The organism is Gilliamella sp. Gris3-2, assembly GCF_001690345.1.
Lineage (GTDB): Bacteria > Pseudomonadota > Gammaproteobacteria > Enterobacterales > Orbaceae > Gilliamella > Gilliamella bombi.
On record NZ_LZHB01000040.1, the window covers coordinates 1 to 14,588 of the forward strand.

At 35.8% G+C, this 14,588-nt stretch carries 23 protein-coding genes and 1 tRNA gene; 5 read left to right on the forward strand and 19 right to left on the reverse strand.

The window, feature by feature from the left end; genetic code table 11:
• The coding region (locus tag A9G32_RS13220; RefSeq protein WP_218055857.1) for a hypothetical protein at positions 1-509 on the forward strand (509 nt) is incomplete at its 5' end.
• Between the two features lie 642 nt (positions 510-1,151).
• Here the strand turns inward: A9G32_RS13220 and fabB are convergent.
• The gene (fabB, locus tag A9G32_RS05995) at positions 1,152-2,363 is read right to left on the reverse strand and encodes a beta-ketoacyl-ACP synthase I (protein WP_034910913.1); all 1,212 of its coding nucleotides are present in this window, start codon (positions 2,361-2,363) and stop codon (positions 1,152-1,154) included.
• A 261-nt stretch (positions 2,364-2,624) separates the two neighbouring features.
• On the opposite strand from fabB, the gene A9G32_RS06000 reads away from it, so the two are divergent.
• Positions 2,625-3,890 (forward strand): putative DNA modification/repair radical SAM protein, encoded by a 1,266-nt coding sequence (locus A9G32_RS06000; protein ID WP_065589586.1) that lies wholly within the window; start codon positions 2,625-2,627, stop codon positions 3,888-3,890.
• 2 nt (positions 3,891-3,892) lie between these two features.
• Complete coding sequence (locus A9G32_RS06005) at positions 3,893-4,714, forward strand: TIGR03915 family putative DNA repair protein (RefSeq protein WP_065589587.1); 822 nt, start codon at positions 3,893-3,895, stop codon at positions 4,712-4,714.
• A gap of 115 nt (positions 4,715-4,829) precedes the next feature.
• Here A9G32_RS06005 and A9G32_RS06010 read toward each other — a convergent pair whose 3' ends face one another.
• Positions 4,830-5,588, reverse strand: coding sequence for an MlaA family lipoprotein (locus A9G32_RS06010; RefSeq protein WP_065589588.1), 759 nt, complete (start codon positions 5,586-5,588; stop codon positions 4,830-4,832).
• A gap of 126 nt (positions 5,589-5,714) precedes the next feature.
• On the opposite strand from A9G32_RS06010, the gene A9G32_RS06015 reads away from it, so the two are divergent.
• Both A9G32_RS06015 and A9G32_RS06020 read left to right on the forward strand, forming a co-directional pair.
• Positions 5,715-5,786 (forward strand) — tRNA-Arg (locus tag A9G32_RS06015).
• A gap of 147 nt (positions 5,787-5,933) precedes the next feature.
• Entirely contained in the window at positions 5,934-7,124 is a 1,191-nt protein-coding gene (locus tag A9G32_RS06020; RefSeq protein WP_218055858.1) for a tyrosine-type recombinase/integrase, read from the forward strand.
• Here the strand turns inward: A9G32_RS06020 and A9G32_RS06025 are convergent.
• The 17 genes from A9G32_RS06025 to A9G32_RS06095 all read right to left on the reverse strand — a co-directional run bounded on the left by A9G32_RS06025 (position 7,113) and on the right by A9G32_RS06095 (position 14,512).
• The gene (locus tag A9G32_RS06025; RefSeq protein WP_065589589.1) at positions 7,113-7,328 is read right to left on the reverse strand and encodes a helix-turn-helix transcriptional regulator; all 216 of its coding nucleotides are present in this window, start codon (positions 7,326-7,328) and stop codon (positions 7,113-7,115) included. The genes A9G32_RS06020 and A9G32_RS06025 overlap by 12 nt on opposite strands.
• 59 nt (positions 7,329-7,387) lie before the next feature.
• The gene (locus tag A9G32_RS06030; protein WP_065589590.1) at positions 7,388-7,633 is read right to left on the reverse strand and encodes a hypothetical protein; all 246 of its coding nucleotides are present in this window, start codon (positions 7,631-7,633) and stop codon (positions 7,388-7,390) included.
• Between the two features lie 35 nt (positions 7,634-7,668).
• A complete protein-coding gene (locus A9G32_RS13355; protein ID WP_255306794.1) occupies positions 7,669-7,791 on the reverse strand; it encodes a hypothetical protein in 123 nt (40 codons plus the stop codon).
• 61 nt (positions 7,792-7,852) lie between these two features.
• Complete coding sequence (locus tag A9G32_RS06040; protein ID WP_065589592.1) at positions 7,853-8,434, reverse strand: DUF3850 domain-containing protein; 582 nt, start codon at positions 8,432-8,434, stop codon at positions 7,853-7,855.
• The gene (locus A9G32_RS06045; RefSeq protein WP_141672675.1) at positions 8,431-8,712 is read right to left on the reverse strand and encodes a hypothetical protein; all 282 of its coding nucleotides are present in this window, start codon (positions 8,710-8,712) and stop codon (positions 8,431-8,433) included. The genes A9G32_RS06040 and A9G32_RS06045 overlap by 4 nt, the downstream gene beginning before the upstream one ends.
• 100 nt (positions 8,713-8,812) lie before the next feature.
• On the reverse strand, positions 8,813-10,375 hold the full coding sequence (locus A9G32_RS06050; RefSeq protein ID WP_081296773.1) for a DUF4942 domain-containing protein: 1,563 nt from the start codon (positions 10,373-10,375) through the stop codon (positions 8,813-8,815).
• Positions 10,376-10,429: 54 nt separating this feature from the next.
• Positions 10,430-10,843, reverse strand: coding sequence for a single-stranded DNA-binding protein (locus tag A9G32_RS06055; protein WP_065589198.1), 414 nt, complete (start codon positions 10,841-10,843; stop codon positions 10,430-10,432).
• On the reverse strand, positions 10,833-10,958 hold the full coding sequence (locus A9G32_RS13360) for a hypothetical protein (RefSeq protein ID WP_255306778.1): 126 nt from the start codon (positions 10,956-10,958) through the stop codon (positions 10,833-10,835). The genes A9G32_RS06055 and A9G32_RS13360 overlap by 11 nt, the downstream gene beginning before the upstream one ends.
• 135 nt (positions 10,959-11,093) lie before the next feature.
• Positions 11,094-11,372 (reverse strand): hypothetical protein, encoded by a 279-nt coding sequence (locus A9G32_RS06060; RefSeq protein WP_065589197.1) that lies wholly within the window; start codon positions 11,370-11,372, stop codon positions 11,094-11,096.
• 3 nt (positions 11,373-11,375) lie between these two features.
• Entirely contained in the window at positions 11,376-11,675 is a 300-nt protein-coding gene (locus tag A9G32_RS06065) for a hypothetical protein (protein ID WP_065589196.1), read from the reverse strand.
• Between the two features lies 1 nt (position 11,676).
• Complete coding sequence (locus A9G32_RS06070; protein ID WP_065589195.1) at positions 11,677-11,877, reverse strand: hypothetical protein; 201 nt, start codon at positions 11,875-11,877, stop codon at positions 11,677-11,679.
• A gap of 3 nt (positions 11,878-11,880) precedes the next feature.
• Entirely contained in the window at positions 11,881-12,060 is a 180-nt protein-coding gene (locus A9G32_RS06075; protein ID WP_065589194.1) for a hypothetical protein, read from the reverse strand.
• A 164-nt stretch (positions 12,061-12,224) separates the two neighbouring features.
• The gene (locus tag A9G32_RS12570; protein ID WP_081296774.1) at positions 12,225-12,794 is read right to left on the reverse strand and encodes an Nmad5 family putative nucleotide modification protein; all 570 of its coding nucleotides are present in this window, start codon (positions 12,792-12,794) and stop codon (positions 12,225-12,227) included.
• A 38-nt stretch (positions 12,795-12,832) separates the two neighbouring features.
• Positions 12,833-13,441: a lambda exonuclease family protein gene (locus tag A9G32_RS06085; protein ID WP_065589193.1), complete on the reverse strand. Its 609-nt coding sequence runs from the start codon at positions 13,439-13,441 to the stop codon at positions 12,833-12,835.
• Entirely contained in the window at positions 13,422-14,030 is a 609-nt protein-coding gene (locus A9G32_RS06090; protein WP_065589192.1) for a Sak single strand annealing protein, read from the reverse strand. Before A9G32_RS06090 ends, A9G32_RS06085 begins: the two co-directional genes overlap by 20 nt.
• Before the next feature lie 13 nt (positions 14,031-14,043).
• Positions 14,044-14,220: a hypothetical protein gene (locus A9G32_RS12995; RefSeq protein WP_176701322.1), complete on the reverse strand. Its 177-nt coding sequence runs from the start codon at positions 14,218-14,220 to the stop codon at positions 14,044-14,046.
• A 1-nt stretch (position 14,221) separates the two neighbouring features.
• Positions 14,222-14,512: a hypothetical protein gene (locus tag A9G32_RS06095; RefSeq protein ID WP_065590045.1), complete on the reverse strand. Its 291-nt coding sequence runs from the start codon at positions 14,510-14,512 to the stop codon at positions 14,222-14,224.
• Positions 14,513-14,588 lie beyond the last annotated feature (76 nt).

Consider the following 14,588-nt stretch of genomic DNA (forward strand, 5'->3'; position numbering starts at 1 on the left):
AAATTCACAAGCCAAATTTACCTCATACCTTCGTACTAGAAGGCAAGGATGCTAGTGGGCGAGTAATGGTGAAATATGGATTTGAATTGAGGATGTGGTTTGTCCATCGGGGGGGGGCAATGGAAAGACGTTCGAATCATGAGCATTGGTGTGATCGTTTGGGTTATCATCGAATGCCACTGATAAGAGATTTAAGCAATGCACTAAACTGGGGGGCTCCTGACGCCGCCAAACCTTACTCACCATGGCCTCATAATTACCAGCGTCGAATAGGTGGGGGATTTTTCTCGGAGTGGGGCTATCTGGCGAAGTACGCTGATGCGGGTTTCAGTGATGGAGGCACCTACATGCGGTACTACTGGTCAGGTGACTGCGAGCGGTGGTCGTCGAAGGGCACTTGCTCCATCGGATATTACCATTACGTCGTTATAAGCGCGCGCAACGGCTACTACACCTACACCTATGACGACTCGAACAGCAAATTTCTGGGCTTTTGTGTCACACCTTAACTTTTAGTTCTTAGTTCTTAATCCTTAGAGCGCGGAAGGTGGTTATGGCGCTTGATAGGACAATATAAAAAAGAATAAAGCCCCTGCGTAAGTGTGGGGGCATCCCTTAGAGTTGCGCAGTTGTGGCAAAGCCACAATTGCGCCGCCACCGTCCCCGACGCAGAAAGCTTGCGCTTTTGTTATTAATTAGTTCTGATTAACAGTCTGTTATAAATAGCTATTATCAAATAACAAAAGCGCCTTTCTTAAAAAGCCAAATTCAACGTAATAAACAACTAGCCTATAAGTATATGATTTTATTTAAAGATAAAAAATTCAATAAAATAAATAGTCTACCTGAACAGTTTTAAAGTAAGAAAGACGTTTATAGCACCATAATTTTGATAAGTTTGCCTCATCATGGCATCAAAGCCGAATGCAGATAATTATATGGATGTCAAAAAGATGACTAAAATCGATGCTATTGCTAAAGCCGAAGCTTTGCTTATTGCTATTGCCTTTGTTGATTAAGATTGCTGCTGAACAAACACGGCTATTTTTAAGTAACGTTTTATAAATATTTAATTTTCATTATTAATCCTACAAAAAAACCGTTCAATCTAGAACGGTTTTTTATTGGTTGATATTAATTAAATTTACTTATTAGGCTTTATATTTTTTCATTACAATTGAGGCATTAGTACCACCAAAACCAAAGCTATTTGACATGACTGTTGTTAGTTCACGCTCGGTTGGTTCAGTAATAATGTTCATGCCGATTGCTGCTTCATCAAGTTCATCAATATTGATACTTGGTGTAATAAAGCCATGTTCTAACATTAATAATGAATAGATAAGCTCTTGCGCACCTGTTGCACTTAATGAATGACCAGTCATTGATTTGGTTGATGAAATAGCAGGGATGTTATCGCCAAATACTTGTTTGATTGCCCATAATTCTTTGACATCACCAACTGGGGTTGATGTGCCGTGGGTGTTGATGTAATCAACTGGTACATCTAAATCTTGAATGGCAAGTTGCATACAGCGCATTGCGCCTTCACCTGATGGGGCAACCATGTCATGACCGTCCGACGTTGCGCCATATCCAACCAGTTCGCCATAAATATGAGCACCACGAGCAAGCGCATGTTCTAATTCTTCAACTACAACCATACCTGCACCGCCAGCAATAACAAAACCATCACGGTTTTTATCATAAGCACGTGATGCTTTTTCTGGGTTGTCGTTATATTTGGTTGATAAAGCGCCCATGGCATCAAATTCGCAAGACATTTCCCAGCAAAGTTCTTCACCACCACCCGCAAAGACGATGTCTTGTTTGCCAAGTTGAATAAGTTCAGCAGCATGACCAATACAGTGAACTGATGTCGCACAAGCAGATGTCATTGAGTAGCTAATTCCTTTAATTTTAAATGGAGTTGCTAAGCAAGCCGAAATCGCCGATGACATTGATTTGGTTACAGCATAAGGACCTACACCTCGTAATCCCTTTTCTTTCATTCCAGCTACTACATTGTATTGTGTTTTAGTTGAGCCACCATAACCAGCAATTAAGCCAGTACGAGGGTTAGAGACTTGTTCAGGGGTTAATTTTGCGTCTTCAATAGCCTGTTGTAAAGCAAGATAACCGTAAATAGAAGCATCATTCATAAAACGAACAACTTTGCGATCAATGAGCCCAGTAGTGTCAAGTTTTACATTTCCGCATACATGGCTACGCATCCCGCTATCTTTCATTTCTTGAGAAAAGGTAATACCACTACGACCTACTTTTAGTGATTCTAAGACTTCTTTAGTATTATTCCCAATACTTGAAAGAATTCCTAACCCTGTAATTACAACTCGTTTCATTTACTATTTAGCTCCTAAGTTATCTGGCTTCATATAAAAAAGTTTGTTGATTATAGCGTACAGTTGTAAGCTGAACAATACCTTGCCATGTTTTTATTTATATCTTTTGATATTGTCTTAATTATTTATATAAAAGTAATCAAATCAATAGAATTGCCTAAGTAGCGTAGGTAACAGTGATTTTGTCGACAATATTTACTTGCTAAGCTTAATATAATTACTGTACACTGTATAAATAAACAGTTATTTTAATGGCACAATATGAACGAAAAAATGATAACTAAACTTGAGATATTAGCTGAATCGGCAAAGTATGATATTTCTTGCTCATCAAGTGGCACTTCAAGAGGTAATAAAGGTAAAGGCATTGGTAGTGCACATAAGTCTGGTATTTGTCATACATTTACTGCCGATGGGCGATGCGTTTCGTTACTTAAAATTATGCTCACTAATTATTGTATGTTTGATTGTGCTTATTGTATTAATCGTCAAAGTAATGATATTCCAAGAGCAGGTTTTACACCACGTGAGTTGGCTGATGTGACCATTGAATTTTATCGCCGTAATTATATTGAAGGTTTATTTATTAGTTCAGGCATTGTAAGAAGTCCAGATCATACCATGGAAAGAATGATTAAAGTGGTAAAGATTTTGCGAAATGAATATGGTTTTAATGGCTATATTCATATGAAAGCGATTCCTGGTGCTAGTAATGAGTTAATTAATCAAGCAGGTTTATTGGTTGATAGAATGAGTGTTAATTTAGAAATTCCAACTGAAGAAAATCTTAAATTATTAGCGCCTGATAAAGATCATCAAAGTATCTATCAGCCTATGCGTCAAATACATCAAAATGTGTTAGAAAATATCGAAGATCGCAAAAAATTTCGCACTACACCCAAATTTGTACCTGCTGGGCAAAGTACTCAAGTTATTATTGGCGCAACCGATGAATCAGATAAACAGATTTTGCAATTAACCGCTAAGCTTTACAAACGCCCAAGTATGAAACGAGTTTATTACTCGGGATTTATTCCTGTTAATGGTTACGACAAGCGGTTGCCTGTTGTACAAGACGTACCAAGAGTACGAGAAAATCGTTTATATCAAGCCGATTGGTTATTGCGTTTTTATGATTTTAATGTTGATGAAATTGTTAACGATCAATATCCTGATCTTGATTTAAGCGTTGATCCTAAACTGGCTTGGGCTATCCGTAATCCGCATTTTTTTCCCGTTGATGTTAACCGTGATAGCTATCAAAAAATTTTGCGAGTACCAGGCATTGGTGTTAAATCGGCCAAGTTAATTGTGATGGCAAGACGTCATCGTAAGCTTACTTTTGATGCGCTTAAACGTATTGGTGTTGTTTTAAAGCGAGCAAAATTTTTTGTTGTTTGTCATGAAATGAGAAAATTTAAATTGCTTGATTCTTCGGCCGAATATATCCGACTATCGTTACAAGATCCGCCTTTGTTAGAAGATAAACAAGATAATATTTCACAGCAATTAGTCATGGAGTGGTAGACATGTTGGCGTTTTATTATGATAAAAGCTTTGAAGGATTGCTATGTGCGGTATTTGATGCTTTTAAACTCAAAAAGATGCCCGAATGCCTGTTGGCTATTGGGCAGGTTGAACCGCTATTAGTGTCTAATAGGCATAATGTTGAATTTTGTGATCTTAAATATGAGCGTGTACGTTTGGCGTTAATTAATAAGATTAGTAAAGCGGCGCTTCGTCATTTAATGTATGTTTGGTTATCAGAATTGCCTGAAAGTGATTTAATTGTTTTTCGTTATATTTGCAAGGTATTTAAATCATCTAAATCAATCGAAACGGATTTTGCCGATAAAGATGTGTTATTTGTACATGATATTGCCAAAAAAGTTAGTCGGGAGCGACATCGTATAATGCAATTTGTACGTTTTAGTGCAATTGACAATCCTATTAAAGATACGACGGTGCCTAATGAAAGGGAAGATAAGATCTATTTTTCGAATATTGCTCCTATTTATAACGTATTGCCTTTGGTTCTTAAATTTTTTAAAGATCGTTTTGCCGATCAAAAGTGGGCTATATATGATGAAAAGCGCGAATACGGTTATATCTATAATTTACACAGTATTGAACCGATCTCGCTCGTTGATAAAGATGATCTGATTATTAATAGTCAGGTGAATCAAAATTATCTATCTAAGGACGAAGTACTATTTCAGAATATGTGGTTACGCTATTGTAATGCATTAACTATAAAAGAACGAATCAATCCTAAATTACAACGCCAGCAAATGCCAAGCCGATTTTGGCAATATTTACCAGAAATGAAATCAATATCAATATCAAAATAAATATGTAAATAAAAAATGACTAAATTAGTATCATCATAAATAAAAGAACATAAAAAACCGCCAAATAACGGCGGTTTTTAACATGATTTAATAAAAGTACATAATTTAACAAAAGTTATTGCGAATCGATATCATTAATAACATCATTAATCGATTCTTCACGTTGTTTTTGTTTATTTTCATCTACTTTACCACCCGATGCGATAAAGTCATTACGCTGGAAGTAAGCATTACGCATAAAGTTATAAGGATCATCGCTATTTTTAATCAGATCTTCATACTCGATTGCCATTGCACGTGCTTCAACGCCATCAATTACACCACGTGCCAACATCCATTGCCAATCTATCCAAACAAGTGGAGGATAAAGGGTGTCAACAATACCACCACCTTCTTCTCTCAATGTTGCTGAACCATAAAATGGCAGTACAACATAAGGACCATAAGGTACATCGTAATGACCAAGAACATCACCAAAAGTTCGTTTGCCGCCTTTTTGTAATTGTGGATCAGACATGCTAGCAACATCCATCAAACCAGCAAAACCGAAAACGGTATTTAAAAAGAATCGTGCTAAATGTGTTCCAGCTTTATGAACGTCACCTTGTAATAAGTTGTTCACCATTGAAGCTGGTTCAGAAAGGTTAGATGAAAAGTTAACTACACCTGTACGAACAGGAGACGGAACATAATCTTTCCAAGCTACTGCGGCAGGACGCAAAACATAGGGATCAAGCGCATAGTAGTTAACATCAAACATGGTTTTGTTAAAACCTGATAACGGATCACTATAGGAATTAGTTTCGGCTTGATAAGTAGCACAACTTGTGAGTGCCATTACAGAAAACATCATACCAACAATTCGTTTTTTCATAGTATCTTCGATTAAAAGTAATGAGGTTAATTATGATGCGATTGTATCATGATTACTTAAAATAGAAAATTTTTCGTTATTTAAATGGCATTATCTAATAAAATTTATTAAAATGTACAACCCTATGACCTCATAGTTAAATGGATATAACAAGCCCCTCCTAAGGGCTAGTTGCAGGTTCGATTCCTGCTGAGGTCGAGATCGCAAACAAGATTAAAAACGATATTCTACGATTTAAGCCTTATTTTAACAGTGTTTTAAGGCGTTTCGACACGACTAAACACGATTCTAAACGATTGACAACGCAAACATTTAAACGGTATATTTACGGTATATTTTAATACCGTGACCAAAAATACCGTAATTATGCTAACTGTAAAAGCCATTGAATCAGCAAAACCAAAAGAAAAACCGTACAAGTTGCCAGACTTTGAAAGCCTATATCTATACATCACACCTACAGGAACTAAATCTTGGCGCTATGATTATCAGTTCAACGGCAAAAGAAAAACGCTAACGATCGGTAAGTATCCGTATATTAGTTTATCTGATGCACGCAACGAAAAAGAATTAGCTCGGCAGATGCTTGCTTACGGCAAAGATCCTGCTGTTGAGCGAAAAAGAAAAACTTTACTTGCTAATATCGCGCAAGGAAATACTTTTAAAAAAATAACCCTTGAATGGTTTGATACAAAAAAACGGAATTGGTCTATCAATACCAGAGAAATGATTATTCGGTATTTTGAAAAAGATATATTCCCGTTCGTTGGCGATATGGATATTGCGCAAATCAAGCCTCTAGAAATGCTAAACTGTTTAAAACAAATAGAAAATAGAGGCGCATTGGAAATTGCAAAAAAGATGCGTCAACGATGTACTGAGGTTTTTCAATATGCAATTATTACCGAAAGAGCAGAAAACAATCCGGCACGTGAATTAGCTAAAGCCATGGTCACGCATACGCCAGAAAATTACGCCTTTTTAATGGAGGATGATATGCGTGAATTTATGAAAGCGTTACAATCGTATTCGGGTAATATTTTAGTTCGTTATGCTACAGAATTATTAATATTGACTGCTGTCAGGACCATGGAATTATTGAGCTGTAAATGGGAATATGTAGATCTGGATAAACGATACATAATTCTACCAAAAGAATCAATGAAAAAATCAAGGGTTCACGTGGTACCGCTATCTAATCAAGCTATTAATATTCTGAAATTTTTACAACCAATTACAGGGCGGGGAGAATATGTTTTTTTTGGTAGAAATAGCAGTTCAAAACACATGTCTAACGGCGCTATTTTAGGTTTAATAAAACGATTGGGATTTGCTAACCGTGCAACTGGGCACGGCTTTAGGCATCAGTTTTCAAGTGTGTTAAATGAGCATGGTTTTAATCGTGACTGGATAGAAAAACAATTAAATCACGAAGAAGGGAATGTGCGTGGTATTTACAATCACGCACAATATTTGGAGGGGCGTCGTGAGATGATGCAATGGTATGCGGACTATATAGATAGCCTAACCGCATGATTGATATTCTTGTTCTTTTTGGGCAAGATAAGCGTTGATGGTAGACAGCTTCCAACGCGGATGTCTACCTAAATATAAATCGGGCCTTGGAAATTCTCCTTTCGCCACCCATTTGTCTAACGTGGTTTGATCTAATCCGCCCATGTAGTCGCAAACCTGTGATTTGCTATATCTTGGGTCTTCAATTGTTAAATTATTTACCATTATTTACTCCTATAATCTTTTCTCATCTCTCATCAACAAATAACACTCAGCAATAGCAATTATTGCTCTTTGCTTTTTTGCGTAGTCAGTGCTCCTTTAATAGTGTCTCTTACTAATTGTCTTTGACATGCTTTTTTATATTTTGCTTGAAACGTTTTAAAATTATTTCCGTCCAGATTAGCGTCTTCAACAAAAACATCATCATCAGCGCCTTCGCATTTATTAAAATACTCTCCGAACGCAGTGCAAATAGAATCATATTCATCTGGAGTTACGCTTATTGTTACCGCTCTACGTTTTTTCATGAATAATCCTTGTTTGATTGCATAATTTGCTGTATTTATTCACTGTAAACCCTCTTTTTGACTGTGCCGTAACCATCACATTCTGGGTACTCAGCTTTAAATCCGCTATCTAGTTTTTGCGCTAGATATCCAAGTCCAAATCCGCATACTCCCATCATGTGATCGGTAACTCTCCCTGTTCCTTTGCACCGTTTGCATTTAACGTATATATAATATTTATTAGTCATTTTTACCTCTTAAATTATCAGCAAATACCAGAATTTCAGCCCTGTATTGTTTTTGTGGTGAAAATTCACCTCCAGTAACACCGATGTACGTTTGGTTATCAGCATTTTTTACGGCTTCCTCGATTCCTTGAGCTTTGATTTCGTTGATGTGTTTTTGTGATTTTAATTCTGCTATCTCTTTACGTAGCTCATCAATTAAATCAAATCTAGGAGGTTTACCAAGAGGAGGTGTCCATTCTTCTCCGCCATTATCTGTATATCCAAGCCGTGATAGCGTTCGTTGTGCTGACGTCTCAGAATTACTCTTGTGTGCTGACAGTCCAGTTTTTGTTAACAAATTATCTATACTCAACATCACATAACCCTCGCGCAAATACTCAGTATCGTCTAAAATATGAGAGACAATAACAGTACATTGATTGCCCGTACGATTACCGTGCCCATCAATTTCATGCAAAACTAGAATATCTCCGACCTTGTAATTTCGGTCGTTGTAGCGTATTTCAGCTTTTTTTATGTCTTTTACAACATCCATAAAATACTCTGATTTAATTTTTAGTTCGTGTGTCGTCATGGTTGTTTCCTTTTAATTACAGCTTTTACTGGTTCGACCATACAGTTATCAGCAAATACTTCTCCTTGGCCGCTAATAAGATTGATTGCGCATCCGTTAGTTATTTCGTGTACACCTTTAGATGAGCACTTGAAAACAAACGACAGAATAATCGGGTCTAATTCGATCTTCATATAAAGCTCGTTATCAAACAAGAAAACATAACCATAGTCGATATGTTGAAATTCGATTTTGCCGTGGTTAAATACGGATTCATCAATTTGCATAATTATTCCCATAAAAAGTATCTACGCCAAATAATCAGCGCAGATATTTGTAAAATTAATAGAATAGGGTGGTTGCTCAGTGAGTTATTAACAGATTTTTCGGGGTGAAAAATTAGATAGAGTTAAGCATTAATATTGATTTATTTGAATTTGTTAACAAAGGATCGTTTAGACTAGATGTGTATTGTTTTTTGCCCTCAAACTCATCAATAACACGTTTTTCCTCATTATTACAATCATTATAATTTTTCATCGCATAATCGGGCGGTAACCATTGCCTTTTTTTGCCGACAAACACATTAAAACGTCGCAATAACGCGTCATCTTTAACTGTAAAATGCGCAGTTCCTTTTTTGTAAAAACATATTTTAAATAAATCATTTTCAATATGATTATCTGTATGAGAATGTCGCCATTTATTGTAAATATCTGCGATAGATGCATCTGGTTTTCTGCCGTTGTTAAAAAAAGAAAATACTTTTTCTATATCACTTAATTCTTCTTGCACTCTCCACCCGCCGTCAAACGCACCAGGGTTATGCACTGGTAATATAAATTTTTTATTAATTTTGTAACCGTTATTTGTTTTCCAGCCGTTGTAGAGATAGATATTTTTCTTACTTTCAGAATAATATGCGTGTTGACGTGTTATTTTATTAAATAGTTTATCAATACATTGTTCGATCAATTCTGTGCCAAGACTAATGAGATGCTCATACAGAATATTAATATTATTCTCGTTGAATTCCATATCTCGATAGTCATTGATTAATTTAAAGAATTTTTCCTTTGTTTCTACTGTTAATTTTTCTTCAAATTTTGGTAATTTGATGAGCGTTTCCCAGTAGTGTTTTTTTAGATTTCTACTATATTGCTGAATAGCTTGCTTATATTCAGTTGCAGAATATCGACCGTCATTGTAGTGAGATGATTCCCCGCGGACTGATAACTGTAATTCTGAGCGTAATCCGTAGCTATCTCTAAAAAAATTAGAGATAGCTTTAATTCCCTGTTCTTTTTCACGATTATAATCATTAATCAGTTCGTGAATATTGATTGTTCCGTGCTTTTTAACATCATTTCTATCTTCTAAAATAATATTATTGTCATCCATTTCGAATTTTTTTGGATTGAATAGCTGTTCAACGGTATTTTGAATTTTTATGTTAATTAACGCTATTTCAACGCATGTTGAGCGTTCAGCATCAATAAACATATCCTGATAATATTCAATTTCTGCGTTTAAATCATTCAATCGTTGAATCAAATCTTTTCTAGTATTTGAATACGGATTTTTAATTGTTTCGGCATTTAGTATGCAAACTATTTGACCATCGACAACAAAATTTAATGCGTGGAGCAGATGTTTTTCGCCATTTTTAAACGGCGGGTTCATTATGATTAAATCATATTTATCAATACCGTTGTACGTTAAAAAATCACTATCTACTATTCTAAACCCGTCTTGTTTTAGTATTTTTTGTAAATTAGTATCAATTTCAATAGCGTACAGTTCAAATTGGTTTGAGCTAAACAGTTTCAGCAAGTCGCCTTTGCCTGCTGACGGGTCGAGAATTCGACGTGTTTTATATGTGTCGATTTTGCTAAACATTAATGATTTTAGCCGAGACGGCGTAGGGTAAAACTGATTATCATTGTTCGGTAGATGTTTCATAATATAACTCACAATAAAAAACCGCTACATGAGCGGTTTATTTAAATAATTGATTTAAAAGGGAATATCATCATCAAATGTATCTTGCTGAGCCTGAGTAGTTGCTTGCGGTTTAGGTTGTTGTTCTGGCTGATTACTGCTTTTATCGAACGTTAACGCCTCAAAATCATCAACTATAAAATAAATAGCTGTTTTGTTGTTGCCGTATTGATCCTGCCATTTATCTGTTTTATAGCGAGCTGTAACACGAATAAAAGCGCCTTTGCCTTTATCTCGCACTTTTTCCGCAATCTTACCGAACGCTCGTAAATTAGCCCAGTCTGTGACATCTTCATAGCTATCACCATTCTTCTTGTAGCTACCAATTGCCATGCTGAAATTAACGATTAACTTATTATCAGAAGTGTAACGCTCTTCAATTTTCCCAATTCTGCCAGTGAATAAACACTGATTTAAATTATTTGCCATTTTCTTGCTCCAATCGTTTATCAATTTGTTTTTGCATTTTTTCAATTTCTTTAACGCAAGCAATAGCCTCTTTTAATAGTTCAGTTCGTGTTAATGGGTTTTTATCTTTAATCATAATTTACTCCTTAATACCGATCCCAATCGCTACAAGTTCTTGAAGATAAGAATCAACTAACTCTTGTTCGTAAGCATTTTTATCTTCCGCAGCTTCATATTCAGCTTTATCAACTTCTATTTCTACTTCATTGTGTTAATTGCCATTTTCTTGCTCCAGTTGTTTTAAATTTTCGTCAATTTGATGCTGTATTTTTTCAATGTGTGCTTTTAATCTAAAATTTACAGCTTGTGTTGCGTCGTTTAAACTTGAATGCAATAAATAACTCTCCTTATCAATTTTTTTCTTGTCACAATAAACACTATTTTTGGTTATTTTTACAATTATGAGATTTTGTGGTTTTAATGCATGTTGATCTGCATACCAAATAACATCCCCCGACTTTAGCTTTTTCCACTCTTCATCTGTAATCATAATTTACTCCGTTTTTTCAGCCCAATAACATGCTGAATAATAGCCATTATTCGAGCTTTCACAATGCACATAACCTGTAACGCCAAGTTTTTTATTAACAATAGCGATCCTATCTTCACCGTCTATATTGCTTAAATCTGGAAATTCGCAAAACTCCCAATCTGTTAGATCATCTTCTGTTATATCATTTCCGTCATTATCATAAACAGTGATATCAGCCCAGTCACAGCAGTCACCACCACGTTCAAAACCGACTAAATATTTGTTTTTATCATCTATTAAATTGTTGTCTATCCATTGCATATTATTTAACCTCTTTTAACTCAAGCACTGCATCATTTGAATGCACAGACTCTTTTATCTCACCCCAACAAATATCAACGAAATCATGATTATCGTTTTGTATGTAATAATCCAAACATTGCTGAGCGTAATTTTTCGCTTCTTCTTCAGTGTTGTGATATTCAAAACCATCGTCGTGATAGTCATAAGTAAAATATTTCATAATCTAATCCTCAATATATATTCCGCTGTCTACAAGATCGGGAAGATAAGAATTAATTAACTCTTGCAGGTACACATCCTTATTTTCCAGAGCTTCATATTCAGCTTTATCAATTTCGATTTTTTCTTCATTTCTTGACGGTCCAATCCGTGCATACACAACAAACGTTATTTTTTCTGACATAATTACTCCTTGTTGTATTAAGTAATTGCCACTCTGTCGCCAACGGCGTGACTACCGTCATGTCAAACAATATGGCTTGTATATTTCAAATTAGCGGGCTAACTGCAATTGCGGACAGTGTCTCTGCTAACACTAATCATCAACGCATATACCAGACGTTATTTTTAGCTTGTTGTTATACCTAGTTTTTTATTTAAGTTTTCAACGACAACGGCAGGTAAATTGGTTTTTGTGATATCCACTTGTATACCGTCTAAAAAGTTGATTGATTCTGGCCATATTTCTTGTAATTTTTTGAGAGTTGCACAACTATTTAAAATAGCCATAATTTCATGCTCTAAATCATTTTTTTGTTTTTCTAGATATTTGAACTGATTCTGTAATGATAAAAACCGTTTTGAAAACTCATGATCGGCGGTGTATGTTGGATTTTCGTCTAATCCATAAAAAATACGCTCAGAAGGTAATGTTAGATATGCACTTAACCCATTAAAATTACATCTCACACCTTCACAAATTCGAAAAACAGAATAATAATCAAATGGCAACTCTTTTACTCGGGCTCTTATTTCATCCGCTTCTTTGAGAAGCTCAGCGGTTACGTTATCGTTATAAACATCAAGAGCTAATTTAGATAAATTTTCATTTGCTGTTTTCAGCTCTTTATTTGCTAGTGATTGCTCAATTGCATTTTTACAAATTTGTTCTTTGATAGATTTAGTTAATCTTGTCATGATTCTTTCCTTTTAATAAAAAACCGTCACTAGGACGGTTATGCGGCTTCTATTTGTTTGATTTTCTCATCTAGTTCTTGCAGGAATTTGATAACTTCTGCTTCTATCTCTTGAGCTAATGCTTCGTCGTAATGAATTCGTATGCACCTAAAGCTCAAATTATCTGGTAACCTATCGTCATAACTGACAAAATCGCACCATTTTCGACCCGTGCACATCATTTGCCATTGCATTTGTAAGATGTACTCACGCTTTGGCTTTAGTGATTGCATAAATTCTAAGTGCGTCCACGTGTTTGGGCATTTGATTTCAATTAATCCATCATCATTTACTAGTCCATCGGGGCTAGCGCCAGCGTTTTCGATTGTAGGGTGGGGAATAAAGCCAACTTCTTTAACGGTTACGTCAAATTGGTTTAGCATGTACATTTCTCTTGCTGTTGGCTCTAACTCTGTGCCGCGTTGCATAGCGGCGTTAGAGTATGATTCGGTTGGTTTTTCTGTTAGACGTTCGCAAATTAGCTGAGCCATGTAATTTTGGCGGCTAGTTGAATAACCGCTTTTTGTTTTAGCCATCACATCACTAATTCGGCTAGCTGTAACTTTACCTAGTCGTGCGTTAAACCATTCATCCGTTCGCTGTTCCATTATCAGCCTCTTTTGCCATATCATAGATACGACGTTTTTCACTGGACCCGATAAGTTTTTGGTCTTCAATTGATAATGATTTCCAAAACTCACCCATTGCATCAATGCCTTTTTGTGCAGATTGTTCAACTGCTTTGATTAATGATTCGCGTTTTTTGTTTAACGCATCTTCATTAATTTTTTGCGCCTGTTTTTCTTCTTCTGGCAAATCCTCACCAGCGTAAATATAAAAACCCAATCCAAACATTGATATAGCCTTGGTTAAACATCGCATTGTCGCTTTGTTGATATCTACTGAATTTGGCGACTTAATAGCGTGGTTTTTAAAGTCCATAACTGGTAGCCACATAAATCGAGTTGCTTCGTTGATATCCTCTTTTATTGTTAGTGTTACGCTAACCATCATAGAGCCATCCAGTTCAATTGTTGGCGGGTTAATTATGTATGATGATTGAGGATAATACTCCATTAAAACACCCCATGCCCACGCCCAAGACAGATATGTTAATCCGTTCTTTTTTTCTACTTTGTCGTTAACATTAACCTGCGATAGAGTTTCCCAAATTTTCTTTTCAAACGATTCTGCCATTTTTATATTTCCTTTAATTAGTTGCCACTTCTAACATCCAGCTAAACCACATAAACAATCCGCCGAATGTCACAATTAAGACACAAAAAAGGGCGTATACTTGCTCGCCCTTGTTTAGTTTGTAATTAATATTAAATCGGTCTGTTTGATAAACATTACAGCCGACGTAATCAATTGGGATTGTGTTCATGCTATTCCCTCAATTCTTCGAAAAACCAATCTGTTATGTCACTATAGTGCTTTAAATCTTCATCAGCTAAAGTGTTGGAAAACCACAAACCGTCACTCCAACGACGAGATGAGCGTCCAATTAATGTTGGGGCAGGAATGCTACATTTAAGACTTATTGCGTTTACTCTGTTTGACCAACCAACATCCGCATCTAAACAAGCATTTAACACTAACGCTAATTCATGCTCAGTTTTACATTCAACATACCAATCTAGCTGTTGCAATTGCTCAATAATCTTTTTACTTGTCATTGTTTAATCCTCATGAATTCTAGCCGCTAATTCTGTAAAAAAGCCCGTTACTCAATTCACGGGCAAAGGATGAAAG